The sequence below is a fragment of the Marinobacter guineae genome, from assembly GCF_002744735.1.
Classification (GTDB): Bacteria; Pseudomonadota; Gammaproteobacteria; order Pseudomonadales; family Oleiphilaceae; genus Marinobacter; species Marinobacter guineae.
Genome location: NZ_KZ319339.1, coordinates 902,455 through 924,559, shown reverse-complemented (window position 1 = coordinate 924,559; position 22,105 = coordinate 902,455). Strand labels below are relative to the sequence as shown.

19 protein-coding genes are annotated in these 22,105 nt (G+C 51.4%); all 19 read left to right on the top strand.

What is annotated here, in order from left to right; translation table 11 throughout:
- Positions 1-121: 121 nt before the first annotated feature.
- Positions 122-1,603, top strand: coding sequence for a capsule assembly Wzi family protein (locus CLH62_RS04195; RefSeq protein WP_099616868.1), 1,482 nt, complete (start codon positions 122-124; stop codon positions 1,601-1,603).
- A 174-nt stretch (positions 1,604-1,777) separates the two neighbouring features.
- Positions 1,778-4,390 carry an SLBB domain-containing protein gene (locus CLH62_RS04190; protein WP_099616867.1) on the top strand — a complete coding sequence of 871 codons (2,613 nt, stop codon included), beginning with the start codon at positions 1,778-1,780 and terminating at the stop codon, positions 4,388-4,390.
- Positions 4,390-5,364, top strand: a complete 975-nt coding sequence (locus CLH62_RS04185) for a Wzz/FepE/Etk N-terminal domain-containing protein (RefSeq protein ID WP_099616866.1) — start codon at positions 4,390-4,392, stop codon at positions 5,362-5,364. Before CLH62_RS04190 ends, CLH62_RS04185 begins: the two co-directional genes overlap by 1 nt.
- A gap of 69 nt (positions 5,365-5,433) precedes the next feature.
- The gene (gene tviB, locus CLH62_RS04180) at positions 5,434-6,708 is read left to right on the top strand and encodes a Vi polysaccharide biosynthesis UDP-N-acetylglucosamine C-6 dehydrogenase TviB (protein ID WP_099616865.1); all 1,275 of its coding nucleotides are present in this window, start codon (positions 5,434-5,436) and stop codon (positions 6,706-6,708) included.
- A 3-nt stretch (positions 6,709-6,711) separates the two neighbouring features.
- A complete protein-coding gene (locus CLH62_RS04175) occupies positions 6,712-7,734 on the top strand; it encodes an NAD-dependent epimerase/dehydratase family protein (protein WP_099616864.1) in 1,023 nt (340 codons plus the stop codon).
- Positions 7,735-7,740: 6 nt separating this feature from the next.
- Positions 7,741-8,805 carry a dTDP-glucose 4,6-dehydratase gene (gene rfbB / locus CLH62_RS04170; RefSeq protein ID WP_099616863.1) on the top strand — a complete coding sequence of 355 codons (1,065 nt, stop codon included), beginning with the start codon at positions 7,741-7,743 and terminating at the stop codon, positions 8,803-8,805.
- On the top strand, positions 8,802-9,701 hold the full coding sequence (gene rfbD, locus CLH62_RS04165) for a dTDP-4-dehydrorhamnose reductase (protein WP_099616862.1): 900 nt from the start codon (positions 8,802-8,804) through the stop codon (positions 9,699-9,701). The genes rfbB and rfbD overlap by 4 nt, the downstream gene beginning before the upstream one ends.
- The gene (gene rfbA / locus CLH62_RS04160) at positions 9,698-10,573 is read left to right on the top strand and encodes a glucose-1-phosphate thymidylyltransferase RfbA (RefSeq protein ID WP_099616861.1); all 876 of its coding nucleotides are present in this window, start codon (positions 9,698-9,700) and stop codon (positions 10,571-10,573) included. Before rfbD ends, rfbA begins: the two co-directional genes overlap by 4 nt.
- 6 nt (positions 10,574-10,579) lie before the next feature.
- The gene (gene rfbC, locus CLH62_RS04155; protein ID WP_099616860.1) at positions 10,580-11,140 is read left to right on the top strand and encodes a dTDP-4-dehydrorhamnose 3,5-epimerase; all 561 of its coding nucleotides are present in this window, start codon (positions 10,580-10,582) and stop codon (positions 11,138-11,140) included.
- 36 nt (positions 11,141-11,176) lie between these two features.
- Positions 11,177-12,229 (top strand): hypothetical protein, encoded by a 1,053-nt coding sequence (locus tag CLH62_RS04150; RefSeq protein WP_143752349.1) that lies wholly within the window; start codon positions 11,177-11,179, stop codon positions 12,227-12,229.
- A gap of 7 nt (positions 12,230-12,236) precedes the next feature.
- Positions 12,237-13,691, top strand: a complete 1,455-nt coding sequence (locus tag CLH62_RS04145; protein ID WP_099616858.1) for an MOP flippase family protein — start codon at positions 12,237-12,239, stop codon at positions 13,689-13,691.
- Between the two features lie 23 nt (positions 13,692-13,714).
- Positions 13,715-14,965 carry a glycosyltransferase gene (locus tag CLH62_RS04140; protein WP_099616857.1) on the top strand — a complete coding sequence of 417 codons (1,251 nt, stop codon included), beginning with the start codon at positions 13,715-13,717 and terminating at the stop codon, positions 14,963-14,965.
- Positions 14,962-16,242: a hypothetical protein gene (locus CLH62_RS04135; RefSeq protein WP_099616856.1), complete on the top strand. Its 1,281-nt coding sequence runs from the start codon at positions 14,962-14,964 to the stop codon at positions 16,240-16,242. The genes CLH62_RS04140 and CLH62_RS04135 overlap by 4 nt, the downstream gene beginning before the upstream one ends.
- 1 nt (position 16,243) lies before the next feature.
- On the top strand, positions 16,244-17,167 hold the full coding sequence (locus tag CLH62_RS04130) for a glycosyltransferase family 2 protein (protein ID WP_170005752.1): 924 nt from the start codon (positions 16,244-16,246) through the stop codon (positions 17,165-17,167).
- 15 nt (positions 17,168-17,182) lie between these two features.
- Positions 17,183-18,268 (top strand): glycosyltransferase family 4 protein, encoded by a 1,086-nt coding sequence (locus tag CLH62_RS04125; protein ID WP_099616855.1) that lies wholly within the window; start codon positions 17,183-17,185, stop codon positions 18,266-18,268.
- Positions 18,269-18,495: 227 nt separating this feature from the next.
- Entirely contained in the window at positions 18,496-19,614 is a 1,119-nt protein-coding gene (locus CLH62_RS04120) for a glycosyltransferase family 4 protein (RefSeq protein ID WP_099617618.1), read from the top strand.
- Positions 19,611-20,207, top strand: a complete 597-nt coding sequence (locus CLH62_RS04115) for a sugar transferase (protein WP_099616854.1) — start codon at positions 19,611-19,613, stop codon at positions 20,205-20,207. The genes CLH62_RS04120 and CLH62_RS04115 overlap by 4 nt, the downstream gene beginning before the upstream one ends.
- Entirely contained in the window at positions 20,204-20,821 is a 618-nt protein-coding gene (locus CLH62_RS04110) for an acetyltransferase (RefSeq protein WP_099616853.1), read from the top strand. The genes CLH62_RS04115 and CLH62_RS04110 overlap by 4 nt, the downstream gene beginning before the upstream one ends.
- Before the next feature lie 44 nt (positions 20,822-20,865).
- The gene (locus CLH62_RS04105; protein ID WP_099616852.1) at positions 20,866-22,044 is read left to right on the top strand and encodes a DegT/DnrJ/EryC1/StrS family aminotransferase; all 1,179 of its coding nucleotides are present in this window, start codon (positions 20,866-20,868) and stop codon (positions 22,042-22,044) included.
- The last annotated feature ends 61 nt before the right edge of the window (positions 22,045-22,105 follow it).

Here is a 22,105-nt window from a genome sequence, read left to right as displayed (position 1 = left end):
ATGCCGTAAAATCCTCACCCTTCTGAAACACCACATTCATATACCGACAAGGACCAGTTGGGAATCAGCTGTTGCCTTATTATTGCTGTTCCCCTGTCGGCTCTCAGATAATTATAATTTTATGACCTTAAAACACTGGGCCCTGGTCGGTGGGGCGGTAGCGTGTCTGGCAAGTTTTTCCCTCTCGGCAGCCCCCTGGCTTGAGCCGGGAGATTCCCGGGCGCGTTTCGCGGCACAAAAGCTGGCAGATCGTGGCCATATGGATCGCACGGTCAGCACCTGGCCGCTTATGTGGAGCACGGTGCACAACGGTCTTGAAGCCAGTGTTAGCTCTGATCAACCGTCAGTAGGCTCAGCGGCCGCTTATCTCCGGTTCGAGAAGGAAGAGCAGGCCCAGCAGGGCTTTCGGGGCGAGTACAGCCTATATGGCAGTAGTGAGATTCCTGGAATCCGGGGGTTTGATCAGAATTCGTTGGCGAAGGCCGGAACTGCAATCGATCTCCAGTGGCAAGGCGAAGTCTGGGCCCTGGGGCTTAAGCCGGCCTATGCCGATAAAACCGATGACGATAAAGAGCTGCGTCTCGATGGCTCCTATCTGGCAGCCGCCGCCGGCAACTGGGTATTTGGTGCCGGTGCCATAGACCGCTGGTGGGGGCCGGGTTGGCAGTCCAGCCTGATTCTCTCAAATAACGCCCGCCCAATGCCGGCCCTCTGGGTTAATCGCAATAACAGTCACGCGCCAGAAGCGGAATGGTTGCAATGGGTTGGGCCCTGGCAATTCACCGCCTTCGCCGGCCAATACGAAAGCGACAGGGCGGTGCCAGATGCAAAGCTGATCGGCATGCGCTTGACCTTTCGCCCGGTAAGCGGACTGGATATTGGTTTGTCCAGGGCCATCATGCTTGGGGGTGAAGGCCGCCCGGAAAATGCCTCTACACTCTGGAACGCGCTGATAGGCCGGGATAATGGCCAGCTTGAGGAGGATGATCCCGGCAATCAGCTTGCGAGCATCGACGCTCGCTATGGCTTCGGAATCGGCCAGCAATCCATGGGTGTATATGCCCAAATGATGGGCGAAGATGAAGCCGGTGCTTTCCCGGCCCGAAAATCCTGGCTGCTCGGCGCCGACTGGACGACCCAGCTCTTAAAAGCCGACCAGCAGTGGTTTGTTGAGTACACCAATACCCTGGCCGATGACGTCCTCGGTGAGGCAATGCCCAACATCACCTACGACCACTCCCGTTATCGTTCCGGATACCGCTATTACGGTCGAAGCATGGCGGGCAGCTTTGATGGTGATGCGGAAGCAGTCACCCTCGGAGCGTTCAACTTTTTTGATGACGGCACGAACCTCAGTGCGAAGATAACCTACGCACGGCTGAACAAAGATGGCGTCAACCGTACCGTCACCCCGAATCAGGATATCTTCTATACCGTGCCGGAAGGCGATCAAAACATAGCCATTATTGATGTCGGCTATGGCACTCGAATGCTCAACGGCTGGCTGGACCTGAACCTTCAGGCCACCGACAAGAAAATTGAATACCTTGGCGGCGAAAAAGACCAGTGGTCCGTTGGCGCTGAATGGACTTACCGATTCTGAACCCTGAAAAAGGGGTCCGACCCCACGTGGTCTGACCCCAACTTCAAGATTCTTTAGCCACGGACACTCACAGACCCTCACGGACAACAGCCCAAAAGAATTTCTGTGTTTTTTCTTTTCCGTCCGTGAGTGTCCGTGGCAAAAAATTCAATACCTAAACCGGAACAGCAACCTGTGAACTTGAAATCCCTACTACTCCCCCTGGCTCTCCTGCTCCCCACGGCAGTCACAGCCCAATCTATCACTCCCGCACAGATAGAACAGTTCAAATCCCTGCCCAAAGCTCAGCAGGAAGCTTTGGCAAAGCAATACGGAGTGGATTTAAGCCAGTTAACCGGTTCATCCAGCCAGTCCCGCCCCCAACAACCTTCGCAGGAAGTTGTGAAGCCTTTGGAGGAGAGTGAGCAGGAAGCCCGTCAGGCGGCTGAAGAGCAGGAGAGAGAGGACGAAGAGTTTGCCAAAAAGAATCATGGGCTGGAGCCTTTTGGCTACGAACTGTTTGCCGGCTCTCCCACCACCTTTGCACCTGTAACCGAGATTCCGGTTCCGGCGGAATACACCATGGGCCCCGGCGACGTTCTGAAGGTCCAGCTTTGGGGCAATCAGAACCAACAACTGGAACTCCCGGTCTCCCGCGACGGAACCATTGATTTTCCGGAACGTGGCCCGGTTTCGGTTGCCGGCCTTACCTTTCAGCAAACTCGCGACCACATCACCCAGCTGGTTTCCGAACAGTATATCGGGGTGAAAGCCGCGGTTTCACTGGGGGAGCTGCGCAGTATCCGGGTGTTTGTACTGGGTGAGGCAAGAACCCCGGGCTCCTACAGCGTAAGCTCGCTTTCGACGATTATTAACGCCCTATATGTTTCCGGTGGTATCAAGCAGACGGGATCCTTGCGCAATGTTCAGCACAAACGCAATGGCAAACTGATCGGTACCCTGGATCTGTACGATCTGCTTCTGAAGGGTGACACCTCGGACGACGCTCGCCTTCAAGCCGGCGATGTCATCTTTATTCCGGCAGTTGGCAGCCTTGCCGGTATTGACGGAGAGGTGTATCGGCCAGCCCTCTACGAAATCGAGAAAGGCACCAGCCTGCAAGAGCTTGTTGACTTGGCGGGCGGGCTAACGCCCCAGGCCTATCCCCAGATCACGAAAATTGAGCGCACCAACGAGGATTTTCTGCGCATTATTGCCGAAGCCGATCTAACCCAGAACTCGGGCAAGCAGGCCAGGGTGAAATCTGGCGACCGGATCTCCGTGGCCTCCATAGCCGACGTAACCGGCCAGTACGTGGAAATCAAGGGTGCTGCCACCCGAACGGGTAAGTTCGCCTGGGTACCGGGAATGCGAGCGAGCTCGATAGTCCGGAACCTGGATGCCGACCTGCTGGACTTCGCGGACACCAATTACGCTGCCATTGTGCGCACAGATCCGGAAACCAAGAGAATCTCAGTGGTAAATCTGGAACTGAAGAGCGCTATTACCGCCCCAGGTGGTTCAGCAGACCTGATGCTTCAGGAGAAGGACCAGCTCCTGTTCTTTACAGACACCGGCAAAGTTCCGTTTGAACTTGAAGACAGTAAAGATGGTTCGCAAGTCCAGAAGCAACAAAGGCAGCAAAGGGAAGCCCGGGCATTTGAAAACCTGGATGAGCGGGAAAGGCTGAAGGCGCAGGAAGAACTCAAAAACAATGCAGAACAGTTCACCAGGACCGCATTGTTTGAACCGGTCATCAAACGCCTGAAAGCACAGGCGGGGCCCTACTCGCCGCAACTTACCATGCGCATCTCAGGCCCGGTTCGCTACCCGGGCGAATACCCGTTACCGACCACAGGCACCGTAAAAGACGCGATTTTTGTGGCTGGCGGCCTCACCGATTCCGCCTCCATGTATTCCGCGGAACTTGCCCGTCGCTACACCGATGACAATGGCGTAGAGCAAACTCAAATCATTCAGGTAGATCTGGCTGCAGCCATGCTCGGGAAAAGCGATGTGCGACTGGAAAGCCGGGACAGGCTTCTGATCAAGTCCGTTCCGTCCTTTGGCACGAACCGTACCATAACGCTGGAAGGCGAAGTACGGTACCCCGGCCAATACACCTTCCGTGAGGGTGAAACCCTCCGTCAAGTACTGGAACGGGCCGGTGGCCTCACAAATAATGCCTTTCCCCGTGGCGCGGTATTCACCCGGGAGAAACTCCGCCAACTGGAAGCCCAGCGCCTCCGTGAGGCCGAGGAGCGACTGCAGGGCGACCTGCTGGGCGTGCAGCTGGAGGGTGACTCTTTTGGGGGGCAGAATGCCCAGCGTGTAGACGAAGTTAAGGGGTTGCTTGAAGACGTGCAGAGTAGCCGGCCAGTGGGAAGGATGGTAATAGATCTGCCGCAAGTGCTGGCGGACTCCGGTTACCAACCCGTCCGATTACAGGATGGCGATACACTGAACGTGCCGACTATTCCCCAAGCGGTCAGCGTATTCGGCGAAGTTCAGTTCCCGACGAGCCATCTCCATTCGGCCGGCCTAACTGTGGACGATTACCTTGAGAGGAGCGGCGGCCCGACTCGCCAGGCAGACCAAGACCGGGTGTACGTTGTGAAGGCAGACGGTTCTGTAATGTTGCCCGAAAAGAGTGCCTGGTTCGGAGGCCGGAGCCAGCAGTTGCAGCCGGGGGATACGGTTATCGTACCGATTGATGTAGACCGACTGAACCAGCTCGAGTTGTGGAGCAACGTAAGCCAGATCGTTTACCAGATGGCGCTTGGCGCAGCAGCAGTGGGGAATCTATAATGACCCAGTATGAGCGTATAAAGGAAGTCCCTGAAATTCAGGCCTACCCTGAAGATGAAATCGACCTGCGGGAACTTTTTGCGACCCTTTGGCGGGGCAAGTGGATTATCATTGCCACAACAATCCTGTTCGCAGCAGCGGGCGTGTTCTATGCCCTAAGCAAGCCAAACATTTATCAGGCCAGCGTGCTCCTTGCACCTACACAGGATGAAGGTGGTGCCAGTGGCATTAGTGGTCAACTTGGCGGCCTGGCCAGCCTGGCGGGCATCAGCCTCGGCGGTGGTGGCAACAACCAAACCGTTATGGCTAAAGCTGTGCTGCAATCCCATGCCTTCCTCAAAGATTTCATCCACCGCCATGAGCTCACAATCCCGCTCATGGCCACCGAAGCTTGGGACATGGAAAACAAACAGTGGATTATCAATCGCGAGGTCTACAACCCGGAAATCGGCGAATGGCTCACCAATGAAGAAGGCGAGAGCCTCAGGCCCACCGACTGGGACATGGTGAAAAAATTCAAAGAAGGTCACTTGAACCTTTCCAGTAACGAAGAAACCGGAATGGTCACCCTCAGCGTGAAAAGTCAGTCGCCCCCTGCTGCAGAAGACTGGACGGAGAAACTGGTACACGACATTAACGAATACATGCGGCAACAAGACGTACAAAAAGCTGAAGCACGTATTGCTTATCTGGAAGAAAAGCTCAGCGAGACTAATATCTCCGGTATGCAGCAGGTGTTTTATCAGCTTATAGAAAGTGAAACCCGTACGGTTATGCTGGCTAATGCCCAAGATGAATACATCTTCAAAACTGTAGACCCAGCCATTGTCCCCCAGGAAAAGAGCGAGCCTAAGCGTGCCCTCATCGCCATTGTCGCCACCATGTTAGGCGGCATGCTCGGTGTTTTCATGGTATTTATTCGGGCCTTCTTGAAAGGCGGCAGGCCTGAACATGGGGCCGAAGTCGGAGCCTGAAGTTGGGGTCTGACCCCTTTTTTCACAAATCTGAAGTCCAGTTTCCACCGAAAAAAGCAAGCAACTACTATGCAAACAGACAACCTAACCCTCGCCGTGATCGGCCTCGGTTACGTAGGCCTGCCTCTGGCCGTCGAATTCGGCAAAAAGCGCCCCGTCATCGGCTTCGATATCAACCAGGAGCGTATCGCCGAGCTCCAGAGCGGCCAGGACCACACCCAGGAAGTCAGCAGTGATGAGATGGGGCAGGCGGCTTACCTCAGCTACACCGCCAGCTCCGAGGATCTCAAAGCCGCTAACGTCTACATCGTTACGGTGCCGACTCCGATCGACGAACACAAGCGCCCGGACCTGACGCCGCTGATCAAAGCCAGCGAGACCATCGGGAAAACCCTTAAACAGGGCGATATCGTAATCTATGAGTCCACTGTTTACCCTGGCGCAACCGAGGAAGACTGCGTTCCGGTTCTTGAGCGGGTATCCGGTCTCGTGTTTAACCGGGATTTTTACGCCGGCTACAGCCCGGAGCGGATTAACCCCGGTGACAAGGAGCACCGTGTCACCAACATTAAAAAAGTCACCGCCGGCTCCACCCCCGAAATCGCCGATTTGGTAGACTCGCTGTACAACGAAATCATTACCGTAGGCACTCACAAGGCCAGCAGTATCAAGGTCGCCGAGGCTGCCAAAGTTATCGAAAACACCCAGCGGGATCTGAATATCGCCCTTATCAACGAACTGGCGATGATCTTCAACAAAATGGGTATAGACACTGAAGCTGTCCTGCAGGCCGCCGGTTCCAAATGGAACTTCCTGCCATTCCGCCCCGGCCTGGTGGGTGGCCATTGCATTGGCGTAGATCCGTACTACCTGACCCACAAGGCACAGACCATCGGCTACCACCCGGAAATCATCCTGGCAGGCCGCCGCCTGAACGATGGTATGGGCGCCTACGTGGTTTCCCAGCTGGTTAAAGCCATGCTGAAAAAGCGTATTCATGTGGAAGGCGCGCGGGTACTGGTGATGGGCCTCACCTTCAAGGAAAACTGCCCGGACCTGCGGAATACCCGGGTGATTGATATCGTCAAAGAGCTGGCGGAATACAATATTGAAGTGGATGTTTACGACCCGTGGGTAAGCACTGCCGAAGCACAACATGAATACGGCATCGCACCCATTGAACAGCCGATGTTCGGCCAGTACGACGGTGTGATTCTTGCGGTTGGGCACAATCAGTTTAAAGCACTGGGTGCGGCAGGTATCCGGGCGCTGGCAAAACCGGCCGGGGTGATTTACGACCTGAAATACATTCTGTCCGCAAACGAATCCGACATCAGGCTGTAAACCATGACCCGATACGAACAGTTGCAGATCGAGCTAAACGAGGCCCCGAAAACCTGGCTGGTGACCGGCGTAGCCGGGTTTATTGGCTCCAACCTGCTGGAGTACTTGCTAACACTGAACCAGACCGTGGTCGGATTGGATAACTTTGCTACCGGCCACCAGCATAACCTGGACGAAGTGAAAGCCTATGTCAGCCACGAGCAGTGGCAACGCTTTTCTTTTATCGAAGGTGACATTCGCAACCTGAAGGATTGCCAGCAAGCGTGCCAGGGCGTGGACTACGTGCTGCACCAGGCCGCCCTCGGTTCTGTGCCACGCAGCATCAACGACCCGATCACCACCGATGGCACCAACATTGGCGGCTTCCTGAATATGCTTGTTGCTGCCCGTGATGCCGGGGTTGCCAGCTTCACCTACGCAGCCAGCAGCTCTACCTACGGTGACCACCCGGCATTGCCTAAGGTGGAGGAGAACATCGGTAAACCGTTATCCCCCTACGCCGTGACCAAATACGTCAACGAGTTGTACGCCGATGTCTTCGCCAAAACCTACGGTTTCAATACCATTGGCCTGCGTTACTTCAACGTATTCGGCAGGCGCCAGGACCCAAATGGCGCATACGCCGCCGTTATCCCGAAGTGGGCCGCCGCGATGATTCAGGGTGAAGATGTGTTCATCAATGGCGACGGCGAAACCAGTCGGGATTTCTGCTTTATCGAAAACGCCGTTCAGGCCAACCTGCTCGCGGCCATCGCTGCTCAAAGCGCCAAGAATGAAGTCTATAATGTGGCCGTTGGCGACAGAACCACCCTGAACGACCTGTTCAACGCATTGCAATCCGCGCTGGCGGAAAACGGAAAGCCTTATTCTAATGCACCGGTCTACCGGGAGTTTCGCGCCGGTGACGTTCGCCACTCCCAGGCGGATGTCAGCAAGGCTGAGAGCAAACTCGGCTACGAGCCGGGATACAGAATAAAAGAGGGCATCGCCAAAGCCATGCCCTGGTATATCGAGAACGTGGGTTAAGCTTCTATGAAATTATTGGTCACCGGCGGCGCAGGCTTCATCGGCTCCGCCGTAATCCGCCACATTATTCAGAACACTCAGGATGAAGTGGTCAACCTTGACAAGCTCACCTATGCGGGCAACCTTGAAAGCCTAGCCGAGGTCAGCGACAGCAGCCGCTACGCCTTTGAACAGGTCGATATCTGCAACCGCGCTGAAGTCGATCGGGTGTTGGAAGAGCATCAACCAGACGCGATCATGCACCTGGCTGCTGAAAGCCACGTAGACCGCTCCATAGACGGCCCCGCCGACTTCATCGAAACCAACATCATTGGCACGTACGCCCTGCTGGAAGCGGTCCGCCAATACTGGCAACCACTCGAAGCCGAGCGCCGCCAGAACTTCCGCTTCCATCACATCAGCACGGACGAAGTGTACGGCGATCTGGATGGTCCGGGAAACCTGTTCACTGAACAAACACCGTATGCGCCAAGCAGCCCGTACAGCGCCAGCAAAGCCAGCTCAGACCATCTCGTACGCGCCTGGCACCGGACATATGGGCTGCCCGTTCTGGTCACCAACTGCTCCAACAACTACGGCCCCTACCATTTCCCGGAAAAGCTCATCCCACTGGTCATTCTCAACGCCCTGGAAGGAAAGCCCCTGCCGATTTACGGTAAGGGAGAGCAAATCCGTGACTGGCTCTATGTGGAAGACCACGCCCGTGCACTTTATAAAGTCGTGACCGAAGGCAAAACCGGCGAAACCTACAATATCGGCGGCCACAACGAAAAACAGAATATTGACGTGGTTGAGGCCATTTGCGACCTGCTGGAAGAGCTGGCTCCCGAAAAGCCGTCTGGCCTTGCATATTACCGCGACCTGATCACCTTCGTAACCGACCGCCCTGGCCACGACCTGCGTTACGCCATCGACGCCGGAAAAATCCAGCAAGAGCTGGGCTGGGCCCCGGCTGAAACTTTCGAGACCGGCCTGATAAAAACAGTGCATTGGTACCTGAATAACCAGGAATGGTGTCAGCGGGTACAAGATGGCAGCTACCAGCGTGAGCGGTTGGGGGTAGGGCAGTGAAGATCCTGTTGCTTGGAAAAAACGGCCAGGTAGGTTGGGAGCTGCAACGTGCACTGGCACCATTGGGCGAATTGATCGCACTTGATCGTTCGGGATTCGGTCAATACTGTGGTGACCTTACCGACGTAAAAGGATTGCGAGACACGCTGAGCAGTATACAGCCAGATGTCATCGTGAACGCTGCCGCTTACACAGCAGTTGATAAAGCCGAAAGTGAACCGGAACTGGCCCGGCGCATTAACACGGATGCCGTAAAAGCATTGGCCGAGTCAGCGGCCGCAGTGGGCAGCTGGCTAATACATTACTCCACTGACTATGTGTTTAACGGAGAAGGCGTTCAACCGTGGCTGGAGAACAGCTTAACCCAACCCCTGAACGTCTATGGCCAAACCAAGCTTGAGGGTGAGGAGGCGATCAAAGCCAGTGGCTGCAAGCACCTGATTTTTAGAACCAGTTGGGTTTATGCTGCCAGAGGTAACAACTTCGCCAAAACCATGCTGCGTCTGGCGAAAGAGCGTGAGCAACTCAACGTGATTAACGATCAGCTTGGCGCACCCACTAGTGCGGAACTCATTGCAGACGTGACTGCACATGCACTTAAACACGCACCAAATCACCCTGGTACGAGTGGCTTGTATCACTTGGCCGCCGCTGGTGAAGTGTCCTGGCACGGTTTCGCCAAGTTTGTCATTGAACAGGCCCTTAATGCCGGCCAACGGCTAGCGGTAAAAGAAATTGGCGCTATCCCAACGTCTGCCTACCCTACGCCGGCCCGTCGGCCACTCAACTCGCGGCTCGATTGCCGCAAACTAAATAAGACATTTGGTTTGACCATGCCGGATTGGCAATCAGGCGTCGCACGAATGCTGACCGAAACGCAAGGAACCGAACAATGACGCGCAAAGGCATTATTCTCGCCGGTGGCTCTGGTACGCGCTTGCACCCCATTACCATCGGTGTGTCGAAACAACTTCTGCCAATCTACGATAAGCCGATGATCTACTATCCGCTGTCCGTTTTAATGCTGGCGGGGATGCGTGAAATCCTGATTATCTCTACCCCGGAAGATTTGCCGAACTTTCGAAAACTGCTGGGGGATGGCAGCCAGTTCGGAATAACTCTCAGCTACGCTGAACAGCCAAGCCCGGATGGACTCGCCCAGGCCTTTATTATTGGCGAAGAATTTATTGGCAATGATCCGTGCTGCCTGATTTTGGGTGACAATATCTTTTACGGGCAGAATTTCTCTCAAAAACTCAAAGCCGCTAGCGACCGGGAGCAGGGTGCGACCATTTTTGGCTACCACGTTTCCGACCCCGAGCGTTTTGGTGTGGTGGAATTCGACGCTCAGCAACGGGCGATTTCGATTGAAGAAAAGCCCTCGCACCCCAAGTCCAATTATGCTGTAACCGGGTTGTACTTCTATGACAATAGCGTTGTGGATATCGCCAAAGCTATCCAGCCCTCGCACCGTGGCGAGCTTGAAATTACTGACGTCAACCGCGCTTATCTTGAAGAGCAAAGCCTGAGTGTCGAGATGTTGGGGCGTGGCTTTGCGTGGCTGGATACCGGCACCCATGATTCGCTGATGGAAGCGGGCCACTTCGTGCACACAATTGAGCAACGCCAGGGGCTGAAAATCGCGTGCCTTGAAGAAATCGCCTACAACAACGGTTGGCTAACTGCAGAAACGCTTCGAAAGCAGGGCGAGGGTCTTAAAAAGACTGGTTACGGCCAGTATCTCCTTAAAGTGATTGGTGGAGAGTAAGAGGCAATGAATATTATTCCGACATCAATTCCTGATGTCCTGATCATTGAACCCAAAGTTTTCGGTGATAGCCGCGGCTTTTTTATGGAAAGCTGGAACCAGCGAAGCTTCGACGAGGCTGTAGGGCGTTCGGTCGAATTTGTCCAGGACAATCATTCGCGCTCAACCAAAGGTGTATTGCGAGGGTTGCATTATCAATTGGTACAACCTCAAGGTAAATTGGTGCGGGTTCCATGGGGCCGAGTGTTTGATGTTGCCGTTGACCTAAGAAAATTCTCACCAACTTTTGGAAAGAGCGTCTTTGCCGAACTGAGCGGTCAAAACCATAGGCAAATGTGGATTCCAGAAGGCTTCGCCCACGGATTCCTGGTTTTGAGTGAAACTGCAGACTTTCTTTATAAAACTACTGACTATTATCACCCGCAGTCTGAGCATACTTTACTGTGGAATGACCCGGTACTCGAAATCAACTGGCCACTAGACACAGTTGCAGAAGCCCCGGGGTTGTCAGATAAGGATCAGTTGGGCTGTCTATTAAAAGACGCGAAATTGGACTTTTCCTTCTAACTTCCCGAAACAGAATTTCTGAATAGGTGTGAATTCGTGAGAGTCTTGTTCATCGCGGGATCAAGTAACCCTTTGTTTGACAGGTTGTTGAAAGAATTAGAGACGATAAAATTCGAAGTGCAACTATACAAAACAGATAATATATCTGGGAAATCTCGTGTTATTCTTTGGTTAAAGCTGTTGAGTCTTGCCACAAGAGATTTTATAAAAATTCTGCGCTATGATGTTGACCTAGTTTCGATACAGTTTTTTAGTGTAAGGAATTATTTAGTTTCAATAATGCTGGCCGTATTTCGAGTAAATTATTCTATTTCGTTCTGGGGAAGCGATTATGTATCACTCTCTAAAAGGAAGTATCCTTTTATAAAATTCATATTGAAAAACTCTAAATTTCTGTCATTTAATAACCGTGACTATATGGCTGAGTGCGAGCGAGTATTTAGTAATGTTACAAAAATATGCGAGCTTCGGTTTGGTCTTGGATTATTAGATGATATTGACGATATCGTGCTATCGGAGTCGAGTGAAGCGGGCGTCGCCGAAAGAAAAAAAGTGATGATTGGCACTAATGCCTCCCCGAATCAGCAGCATTTAAAGTTAATCGAAGTACTGGATAGCCATTGTGAACTATTGAATGATTTTGAGTTTGTTTTTCATATGAGCTATGGAGATAGACGGAACAGGGAACTCGTGAAGACTCGACTGCGCGATGCAAACTTCAAGTCCAAGGTTGATGAGAGCTTCTATACCGGCGCCGAGCTTGCTCAATTTCGACTGAAAACCGATATACTTGTCCAGCTACAAGAAAATGATGCGTTGTCTGGTGCGATGCAAGAGACTATTTATGCAGGTGGCGTAGTCATTACAGGTAGCTGGCTGCCATATGATTTACTTCGTGATAGAGGTATTTCCTGGATCGAAGTAGATACTTTGAATGACCTGTCCGATGCATTGATAAAAGCAAAGGGTTACCGTCCAGATGTGAATAGAAACAGAGAAATCATTCGATCGGTTAGTAGCTGGAAAAAAATTGTTATCGAGTGGGCGGAGGCATTTCGATCTACTTCCGGCATAAAGACAGAGAGTTAACTGCGACATGACCGAGGCAAAAAGTAAACTAAGAGCCGCGTCATTCTCCGCAGTTCGCTGGACCAGCGTTGCAATGGTTGGGCGTACTGTCCTTCAATTTGCACAGATGGCAATACTGGCCCGCTTGCTCGTGCCTGAAGATTTTGGCTTGATGGCTATTGTTTTATCAATAATGGCCTTTACGCAAGTTTTTGCAGATTTCGGTATCAGTAGCGCAATAATTCATTTTAAAGAAATTTCAAGAAGCCAATTGTCGACACTCTATTGGCTTAATTTGATGGTGGGTTTGTTATTAATGACCATCATTTTGATTCTTAGCTATCCTCTTAGTCATTTAGTTTTTAACAAGCCCAATGTTCAGCCATTGCTGATGGTTATGAGTATCAGTGTGCTCTTTATGACAGTGGGTCAACAAATACGGGTTATGGCCGAGAAAGAGCTTCGGTTTCCGATAATAGCGAAAGTCGAAATCGTCGCTTCGATTATCGCATTCTCTACTTCGTTAATATGGGCGATCCTGATACCTAGTGCTTATGCATTGGTCGCCGGGATAGTTGCGATGGAATCGAGCAAAGCTTTGTTACTTTGGTTTTTTGCTCGAGATGGCTGGAAGCCAGAATTCCATTTTAAATTAAACGAGATAAACCACTTCGTGAAATTCGGTAGCTATATATTACTAACAAATCTTGTAAATAGCGTGAATAGCCAAGCTGATGTATTGATTGCAGGAAGAGTTTTTCCCACAGCTACTCTCGGGTTGTTTAGTCTACCGAGAAATCTTAGCTTAAAAATAGGAGGTATCATAAATCCTGTTGTAACACGCGTTGGACTACCTGTTATGGCTGAGGCTCAGAATGACTTGGAGTTGTTGCGAACCATTTATTTGAAGATAATGAGGATGACTGCATCAATCAATTTTCCTATATATGTCGCCCTTGCTTTTTTTTCAAAAGACGTTGTGGAAATACTATTTGGGTCAAAATGGATTGATGCTGACAGTATATTAAAATTATTGGCCGTATGGGGTATGTTCCGCTCATGCAGTAATCCGGTTGGCGGCCTGCTTGTTGCCGTGGGTAAGGCAAGACTTTCTTTTTTCTGGAATGTCCTCCTGTTGTTTATAGTGCCGCCCACTCTCTGGATCGCTTCTAAATCGGGTGTAAATGTTTTAGCAGCTGCAGAGGCTTTACTTGCCGCGTTTTTGTTAATTCCTGGTTGGTATTTTTTAGTTCGGCCTAGCACGGGAATAGGCGGCGCAGAATATGCTATGAGTTTGCTTATCCCTTTTGGGTGTGCAGCTTCATCGGTAGGTCTTGCCTATACAATGGTCGCTCCCATAGACTTTCCTGCGTATCGCTTGTTGGTAGGTGGTGGAATTGCCGTACCTGCTTATTTCGCAGTGAGCGCATTAGTTAACCGCACGTGGTTAAAGGCAATGTTTCGGTTAGTTGCCAACCACTAAATCGATTAGATCTGAAAAATATCATGAGGCAAACAATCAAAAAAGCTGTTTTATTTGCGCCTTTTTGGGGTCAACAAAATCATGTCGGCAACAATCGACTAGATCGATTCGTGCGTTGGTTGGTAGAAGAGGGCTATCGTATCGTCATGATCCGGGCTGGTAGCGCAGATGCGATACATGATGAGTCATGGGGTCAGCAAATAACAGTGCGTGACCGTCTTGGGCTTTATCGCGACACTGAATTGAGGGAGCCGGCTGCTGCTAACCCCAGAAAGCCCAACAAGTGGCGCCGCGCGCTCGCTTATTGGTTATTTAATCCCGATCCAACCGTTGTATGGGCGCGTTCCGCTGCTAGTCACCCCACTGTCGTGGCGGCCATGGCGGGCGCGCAATTTATACTGTCTTCCAGCCCACCCGAGTCAGCCCACGTTGGCGCCTGGATTCTGTCGCGAAAAACTTCAGTTCCGCACATCGTTGATATGCGCGACGGCTGGCTTGATGAGCCGCTTAAACCGTTATTACGTTCGTCAGCACTGCGCCGCTGGCAGGAAAGACGGTTAGAGCGTCGAATTTTGCATGACGCAAAAGGGATTCAGGTTACGTCGGAGGTATGGAGCGACTTGTTGTGTCGCCGTTACCCACATCTTGCATCAAAGGTTCAGGTGCTCACTAATGGCTACCCTGAAAATGCGCAGACGCTGAGAGCCGAAGCGGAGGCTGGAGTTGATACCGCTAAAACAGTACTTGTTCATGCAGGCCGTTTCACAGGGTCCAGACTTACACAATATCCAGCGCTGCTACTGGAGCCACTGTTAAGAGATCTCGCCGATACGTCCAAAACTGGAGTTGTTCGATTGATCGGCGCGCTCACGAAGGAAGAGTTGGCGCAGATTGCTCCGTTTGAACCACGGTTTAAGGCTATTGGTTGGCAAATCGAAACCCCTGGAGCAGTTCCCCGTGCCGTGCTGTTAGCGCAGTTACCAAAGTCAGATGGATTGTTGCTGTTATCGGCATCCTATGCCGCCTTGCCGAGTAAACTCTTTGAGTATATTCCGACCGGCCTGCCCATTTTTGTGGTAACTGAAAAGGATAGTGCAACATGGAAGATTTGCGAGTCTCTGCCGCAGGCGACGTTGGTTGATGTTGCCTCCAATACTGCCAACAGTGCGCGAAATGCAAACACTGGTTTTTATGATAAGATCAGATTTTCAGTGCCTGACGACTATTCAGAACATGAATTGTCATTGCGGTTTAATGCGTTCGTGAAGTTATGAATGAAAAATTACTAATGCGTCGCATAGGAGGCGGTTCAACGTTGCTTCTTATTTTTATGGCAATGTTTGTTCCTACCGCTTATGTGCCAGCCAAGGCAGGTTTGCTTTTGTTGGCTTGCTCGGTAGCAATTTTAGGCTTGTTTTTGGGTGTTTTTAAAATTAACAAGACTGCATTTTTCGCTATCTTATCTTTAACCTCAGTAGGTTTATTGTATTCTTTTTATGGCTTTTTAAATGGTGCACCTGGCGCAGTTCGTGTCTTAACTGTTTATTTTCTATGGCCCTGGGTGTTTTTGTTGCTATCTGTATATCTCTCTAACGATCGTTCGCTTGAAGTATTTTTTAAGGTGCTGATTGCCTCATTAGTTTTTATTATTATTTATAGTTTTTTATTCCTTGGAGTGAAGTCAGGCTTTGTGCCAGAAAGTCTTTATTTTGAGCTTGATCAAGGTCAGGGTGTCGGATTTTATGATGGATTTGTCGAGTATAGGATGTACTCGATCTCATCTCTTATTTTCCTTATCCCTCTGGCGATACACTTTTTTTACATTAAGCTAAAGCTCCCATATCGGGAAAAAACGTATTTATGGTTGGTATTAATTTTGGCGTCTATTGTTCTTACGTTCTTGACTGGCCGGCGTGCGATGCTACTCGTCTTTATGATCATTCCAGCCATTGTTCTGGCAGAATTTTTTTTGTTTTCCGGTCTTAAAAAATTACCGATAAAAATTCGGCGATTATCAAGATCACCTGGTTTTTATATACTATCAATTTTTTTGTTCTTAATCGCTTTAGGGTTGCTTAATCATCTTGGTTTTAATCTTACCAAAGTTTGGATTATGTTTGCGGACGGCTTTAATTTTGAATCCGGCGAGAGCACGTCAGAACGTACGCTACAGTTCTTTTCCCTGATGAATGGTTGGTTTGATAGCTCAATTCTATTTGGTGCAGGAAACGGCTCGACTGTCGACGTAGTTCGTTCAACAGAGATGGGGTGGGCTTATGAACTAACTTATGTATATCTATTATTCTCTACAGGGCTAGTCGGTTTCCTATTTTATTTTTCTTGGTTTGGGTATGGGCTGATTAGAGTCAGGCAATCATTGAAGATGAGGCCTGATTTAAAGATATACGTCTTACCTTTGATGACAGGGGTATTTTGTTTCTGCATAGCCGCTGCCTCTAATCCATATTTTGGTAAATTTGACTTCCTGTGGATTGTTATATTGCCACATCTGCTTGCGACAAGCCTAAAATACCAACGAGTGGCTATATAATATGCTTGATATCATCGTCGTTAACTGGAACGCAGGCCCACAACTTAAAACCTGCGTTGATTCCGTCACCCAATTTGGCGGCGATTATGTCGGAAAGATCATAGTCGTCGATAACGGCTCTATAGATGGCTCGGAAACCTCGGTTGAGGGAATGCCGAACGTTACTCTGATACGAGCCGGCGAAAACCTCGGTTTCGGTAAGGCCTGTAATTTGGGGGCGAAGGATGCCGACAGTGATTATCTGCTGTTTCTCAATCCCGATGCGGCACTCTTCGAGGGTACGCTTAGAAAGGTAGTCAACTTCATGCAGGCGCCGGCTAACCAGGTGGTAGGTATTTGCGGTGCTCAGTTGATTGAGGAGAGCGGCAAGGTGTCCCGCAGCTGTGCGAGGTTTCCTTCGGTCACTGGATTTTTGGCTCATGCCGTTGGCTTGGATCGTATTTTTCCCGGTCTTGGTAACTCCATGGCGGAATGGGATCATTTGGCTGATCGCAAGGTCGATCAGGTTATTGGTGCTTTCTTTTTCGTTCGTCGCAGGCTTTTTGAGCAACTGCAGGGTTTTGATGAACGTTTCTTCGTTTATTTCGAGGAGGTTGATTTTTCATACCGTGCACGTCTGGCCGGTTGGCAAAGTTTCTATCTGGCCGATGCCCAAGCTTTTCATGCCGGTGGCGGCACCTCCAATCAGGTTAAGGCGAGACGGCTTTTTTATTCGCTGCGTAGCCGGTTGCTGTATGCCTTTAAGCATTTTTCTTTCCCCGCTGCGTTAATGGTGCTGGCCACGACACTCTTGCTCGAACCTTTGGCTCGTTCGGCGTTGGCTCTGGCCCGGCGTTCTTTATCGGGGTTGAAGGAGACCTGGGCGGGTTATCGGATGCTGTTGGCATGGGTGCCAGAATGGCTTTTTAAAAACAAGACGCGGTAAGTGCTATAAGAGTTTATGAAAATCCTCCTTCTTTCAAAATATTCAAGAAAAGGCGCCAGTACCCGCCTGCGTTCACTACAGTATTTACCTTTTTTGGAGGCCGAAGGGTTTCAGATCACCGTCAGTAGCCTTTTTGACGATCAATACCTTGACCTGCTTTATAAGCATGGTAAACGGGCGCCATTGCGCACGGTGATGCTCTATGTACGCAGGCTGTTCGTGCTGCTCAGTGTCTTCCGTTACGACCTGATTTGGATTGAAAAAGAAATATTCCCCTATTTGCCAGCGCTCGCAGAAAGGATTTTGCACTGGCTGGGTAAGCGCTATGTGGTTGATTACGATGATGCGATCTTTCATAACTATGACCTGTCGGGGAATTCGGTGCTGCGCCGGGCTCTGGGGCGTAAAATTGACGTCGTAATGCGGTACGCACGATGCGTCGTGGCCGGGAATGATTATCTGGCAGGCCGGGCGAAAACGGCAGGTGCTGTTCGCGTTGAGCTGGTGCCGACGGTGGTTGATGCAACGCGCTATAACTCGAATGAGTCATCGCCGGCGGCAAAGCCGGTGATTGGCTGGATCGGTTCACCCTCTACCCAGAGCTATGTTGTTGGCATGGCTCGGGCGTTGACGTCGCTGTGTCAAAAACATAATGCACGGTTGCTGTTGGTTGGTGCTTCAGACGATATTGTATCTGAATTCCCGGGCCTTGATGTTGAGGTTGTTCCTTGGAGTGAAGCATTCGAGGCAGAGCTGATTGCTCAGATGGATATTGGCATCATGCCTTTATCCGATGGGCCTTGGGAAAAAGGTAAATGCGGCTATAAGTTAATTCAATACATGGCGGGTGGCATTCCTGTTATCGCCTCGCCAGTGGGGGTGAATGTCGATATTGTTGGCGCGAACCAGTGTGGGCTGTTGGCTGCCAATACAGCAGAGTGGGAAGTTGCGCTGGACAAACTGCTGGAATCGCCGGCGCAGAGACTGCAATTGGGCAAAGCAGGGCGGAAAGCGGTGGAGACCCAGTATTCGTTGGCGGTTCAGGCGCCAGTCCTTGCAGGTATATTCACCCAGTCGGTTGTCTTACCGGAATCTGTTTAGTGCGTGTGGAATTGCCCGTTTCTATGATGGCGATTCGGCTGTGGCGTTATTAGATGAAAACCGCCCCCGGTCTTGCGACTTCTTTCATCCTGAGTCAATTGGACTCCTGCGGTCGTCACACCTTAGTGGCAAGAAGAACTGGCAATATGATCTTTGAAGTGTGTTGATGTTTCAGAAGTGGTTGGAAGATCAATAGAATATCACGGTACTTTCATTGTGTGACGTTCATGAAATTTTTATTGATAGCCGGTTATCCCGATTCGTTACTGAACTTTCGAGGCCCTCTTATCGACTCGCTTTTAAATGCGGGACTTGATGTTCATGTGGCAGCGCCGGACCTACCCCCTGGTAGTGAGATTCGGCGCCAGCTGGAAGCGAAAGGTTTGCAGGTCTACGATATTCCGCTTCGGCGTACCGGTATGAACCCGGCTGCAGACTTTGTTGCACTGTTAAGTCTCTGGGCTCTGATGCGGCGTATTCGGCCTGACTTCGTGCTTGGATATACCATTAAGCCGGTGATTTATGGCAGTCTTGCTGGTTGGTTATCACGCGTACCGAAGCGTTTCGCTTTGATCACTGGCCTGGGCTATGCGTTTCAGGAGGCTGATGGCGGTCGGCGAATACTAAAACGTCTGGTGCATCGGCTCTATCGGTTCGCGCTGGCCCGAACAGATATGGTTTTCTTTCAGAATCCTGACGATCAGGCGCTGTTTCGCAAGGAGAATATACTGAAAACGCAAGGTGCGTCCGTTGTGGTGAATGGCTCCGGTGTTGATGTCGCAAGCTTCAGGGCCGCCACCTTACCTGAGGTGCCCAGATTTTTGTTAATTGCGCGGTTGTTGTGCGCAAAAGGAATACGTGAGTACGCGGGAGCCGCTGCCTTGGTTAGAGCAAAACATCCGAATGTTGAGTTCGGGCTTGTGGGCTGGATTGACGACAACCCCGACTCAATTGCCCAGGCGGAACTTGATGATTGGGTGTCTGCAGGTACGCTGGCTTTTTATGGCAGGCTTAGTGATGTGAAACCGGCTATCGAAAATGCCAGTGTGTATGTGCTTCCTTCCTACTCAGAAGGTACGCCACGCACGGTACTGGAGGCCATGGCTATGGGGCGACCGATTATTACCACTGATGCGCCGGGGTGTCGAGAAACCGTCATCAATGGCAAGAACGGATACCTTGTGCCTGTGAAGTCTGTAAATGCTCTTTCTGAAGCCATGTTGGCATTTGTTCATGACCCTGCCTTGGTGAGTCGCATGGGCGGAGAATCTCGCAAGATCGCTGAAGAGAAATACGACGTACGTAAGGTGAACGCTCATATGCTGAGAGAAATGGGGATAAAGTGATCAAGCGTTTTTTGGATATCGTTGTTTCGGCTTTGGGTCTGATTTTCCTTGCTCCTGTCTTAGGTATCACTGCTTGGCAAATTCGCAGGAAGCTTGGCTCTCCAGTGTTTTTTCGCCAGACCCGCCCGGGTAAAGGCGGCACCCCCTTCGAAATGATAAAGTTCCGCACCATGCTGGATGCTGTCGCCAAGAATGGCAATCCGCTTCCTGATGATCAACGCATAACGTCGTTCGGGCAGTTTTTGCGGTCGACCAGTCTGGATGAGCTACCGGAGTTATGGAACGTGCTCAAGGGCGATATGAGCCTGGTAGGCCCCCGTCCATTACTCATGGAATATCTGCCCCTATACTCTTCTGAACAATATCGTCGCCATAATGTGCGCCCTGGTGTCACTGGTTGGGCTCAGGTAAATGGTAGGAACGCATTGAGTTGGGATGAGAAATTCCGGATGGATGTCTGGTACGTGGACAATCAAAGCTTTTGGCTGGATATGAAAATCTTGTTTCTCACTGTCCTAAAGGTCGTGAAACGGGACGGTATCAGTCAGGATGGTAAGGCGACCATGACCAAATTTGGTGGAAACGATTCGTGAAGCGGCTGGCTATTCTTGGTGCCAGTGGTCATGGCAAAGTGGTTGCGGATGCTGCCGAGCTGTCGGGTTGGGATGAAGTGGTTTTTTATGACGACGCCTGGCCGGTAATCGAGACAAATGGCAACTGGCCGGTTCAAGGTGGCAGCAGGGAGCTGATTGAAAGCCTCGGGCGCTACGATGGGGTGGTCGTCGCCATCGGGGATAGCACAGTACGTCTTGAGAAGCTTACTGAACTGGAAGCGGGAAACGCATCTCTTGTGGTTATCATTCACCCTTCAGCGCAGGTCAGCCGGTATGCGAGGGTGTCTCCGGGAACGGTTATTTTTGCTAATTCCGCAGTGAATGCGGGGGCTGAGCTTGGCAAGGGGTGTATCATCAATACGGGTTCAGTGGTAGAACACGACTGCAGGCTGGCTGATGGGGTTCATGTTAGTCCCAATGCTGCCTTGGCCGGTGGCGTGGTTGTCGGGCGGGCAAGCTGGATTGGTATTGGCGCGGCCGTCAAGCAGTTAGTCTCCATTGGCGACGGAGTTGTTGTTGGTATGGGGGCTGTTGTAACGCGGAATCTGTCTGATGGGGTTGTGGCCTTTGGCAATCCCGCCCGGCCCACGTGAATTTTCTGAACTGAATTTTGATCTGCACAGGTAAGGCTAACTGAATGCTGAATGGTCCTTTTTCCCCTTGGCCCTCCTTCACCCACGAGGAGGCTGATGCGGTTTCCCGGGTTTTGCTATCCAACAAGGTTAATTATTGGACGGGGTCAGAGTGCCGGGAGTTCGAAAAAGAATTCGCACGCTTTTCCGGCACGGAGTACGCCGTTGCGGTGGCCAATGGGACGGTCGCTCTGGATTTGGCGCTAAAGGGGCTGGGTATCGGTGAAGGCGATGAGGTGATTGTTACCTCGAGAACCTTTCTGGCCTCCGTCTCCAGTATTGTGACAGTGGGTGCTAAACCGGTATTTGCGGATGTTGATCGTGATTCCCAGAACGTCTCCGCTGAGACGGTGGCGCCCCTGATTACAAGCCGGACCCGTGCGATTATTGCGGTTCATCTCGCGGGCTGGCCTTGCGATATGGATGCTTTGAACGATTTGGCCTGCAAGCATGAGTTCTCGGTTATTGAAGATTGTGCCCAAGCGCATGGTGCCACATATAAAGGTCGGCCGGTCGGCTCGTTGGGCCATGTTGCCGCTTGGTCGTTCTGCCAGGATAAGATCATGACCACCGGCGGCGAAGGTGGCATGGTGACGGCGAATGATCGCGAGTTATGGTCCCTTATGTGGTCTTACAAGGATCATGGCAAAAGCTGGGAGGCGGTTTACGAGCGTGAACATCCGCCGGGGTTTCGCTGGCTGCATGATAGTTTTGGTACTAACTGGCGGATGACAGAAATGCAGGGTGCTATTGGCCGTATACAGCTTAAGCGCATGGCGGAGTGGCATGCCCAGCGGCTTTCCAATGCTGAACAAATCTGGGCGTGTGCGCGGACTCTGCCCGGCTTGAGGGTGCCGGAGGTTCCTGAGGACATCGAGCATGCAGCCTATAAGTGTTACGTGTTCGTTGAGCCTGACCAGCTGCGCTATGGCTGGAGCCGGGATCGCATTCTCAATGAAATTGTTGCATCCGGTGTGCCCTGTTTCTCAGGCTCTTGTTCCGAGGTTTATCTTGAAAAGGCCTTTGATAATACCGGCTTCCGGCCAGAAGAACCCCTGCCTGTGGCCCGGGAACTTGGGCAAACGAGCCTGATGTTCCTTGTGCACCCTACGTTGACAGCCGTCGAGATGGACAAGACCTGTGAGGTATTGCGGTCCGTGATGGAGCAGGCCGCTCGCCGCTAGGAAAAGGGCCGTAAGTGGCACTTGTAATGCTACGTAATGCTAAGAGTCTGGACAAACCCCT

Bases quoted from the DNA above. Each gene is read 5' to 3' on its own strand.
- rfbA (WP_099616861.1), top strand. From the start codon at position 9,698: ATGACGCGCAAAGGCATTATTCTCGCCGGTGGCTCTGGTACGCGCTTG.
- CLH62_RS04125 (WP_099616855.1), top strand. From the start codon at position 17,183: ATGAAAATCCTCCTTCTTTCAAAATATTCAAGAAAAGGCGCCAGTACC.
- CLH62_RS04195 (WP_099616868.1), top strand. From the start codon at position 122: ATGACCTTAAAACACTGGGCCCTGGTCGGTGGGGCGGTAGCGTGTCTG.
- rfbB (WP_099616863.1), top strand. From the start codon at position 7,741: ATGAAATTATTGGTCACCGGCGGCGCAGGCTTCATCGGCTCCGCCGTA.
- CLH62_RS04135 (WP_099616856.1), top strand. From the start codon at position 14,962: ATGAATGAAAAATTACTAATGCGTCGCATAGGAGGCGGTTCAACGTTG.
- CLH62_RS04105 (WP_099616852.1), top strand. From the start codon at position 20,866: ATGCTGAATGGTCCTTTTTCCCCTTGGCCCTCCTTCACCCACGAGGAG.
- CLH62_RS04120 (WP_099617618.1), top strand. From the start codon at position 18,496: ATGAAATTTTTATTGATAGCCGGTTATCCCGATTCGTTACTGAACTTT.
- tviB (WP_099616865.1), top strand. From the start codon at position 5,434: ATGCAAACAGACAACCTAACCCTCGCCGTGATCGGCCTCGGTTACGTA.
- CLH62_RS04140 (WP_099616857.1), top strand. From the start codon at position 13,715: ATGAGGCAAACAATCAAAAAAGCTGTTTTATTTGCGCCTTTTTGGGGT.
- CLH62_RS04145 (WP_099616858.1), top strand. From the start codon at position 12,237: ATGACCGAGGCAAAAAGTAAACTAAGAGCCGCGTCATTCTCCGCAGTT.
- CLH62_RS04130 (WP_170005752.1), top strand. From the start codon at position 16,244: ATGCTTGATATCATCGTCGTTAACTGGAACGCAGGCCCACAACTTAAA.
- rfbC (WP_099616860.1), top strand. From the start codon at position 10,580: ATGAATATTATTCCGACATCAATTCCTGATGTCCTGATCATTGAACCC.
- CLH62_RS04185 (WP_099616866.1), top strand. From the start codon at position 4,390: ATGACCCAGTATGAGCGTATAAAGGAAGTCCCTGAAATTCAGGCCTAC.
- CLH62_RS04175 (WP_099616864.1), top strand. From the start codon at position 6,712: ATGACCCGATACGAACAGTTGCAGATCGAGCTAAACGAGGCCCCGAAA.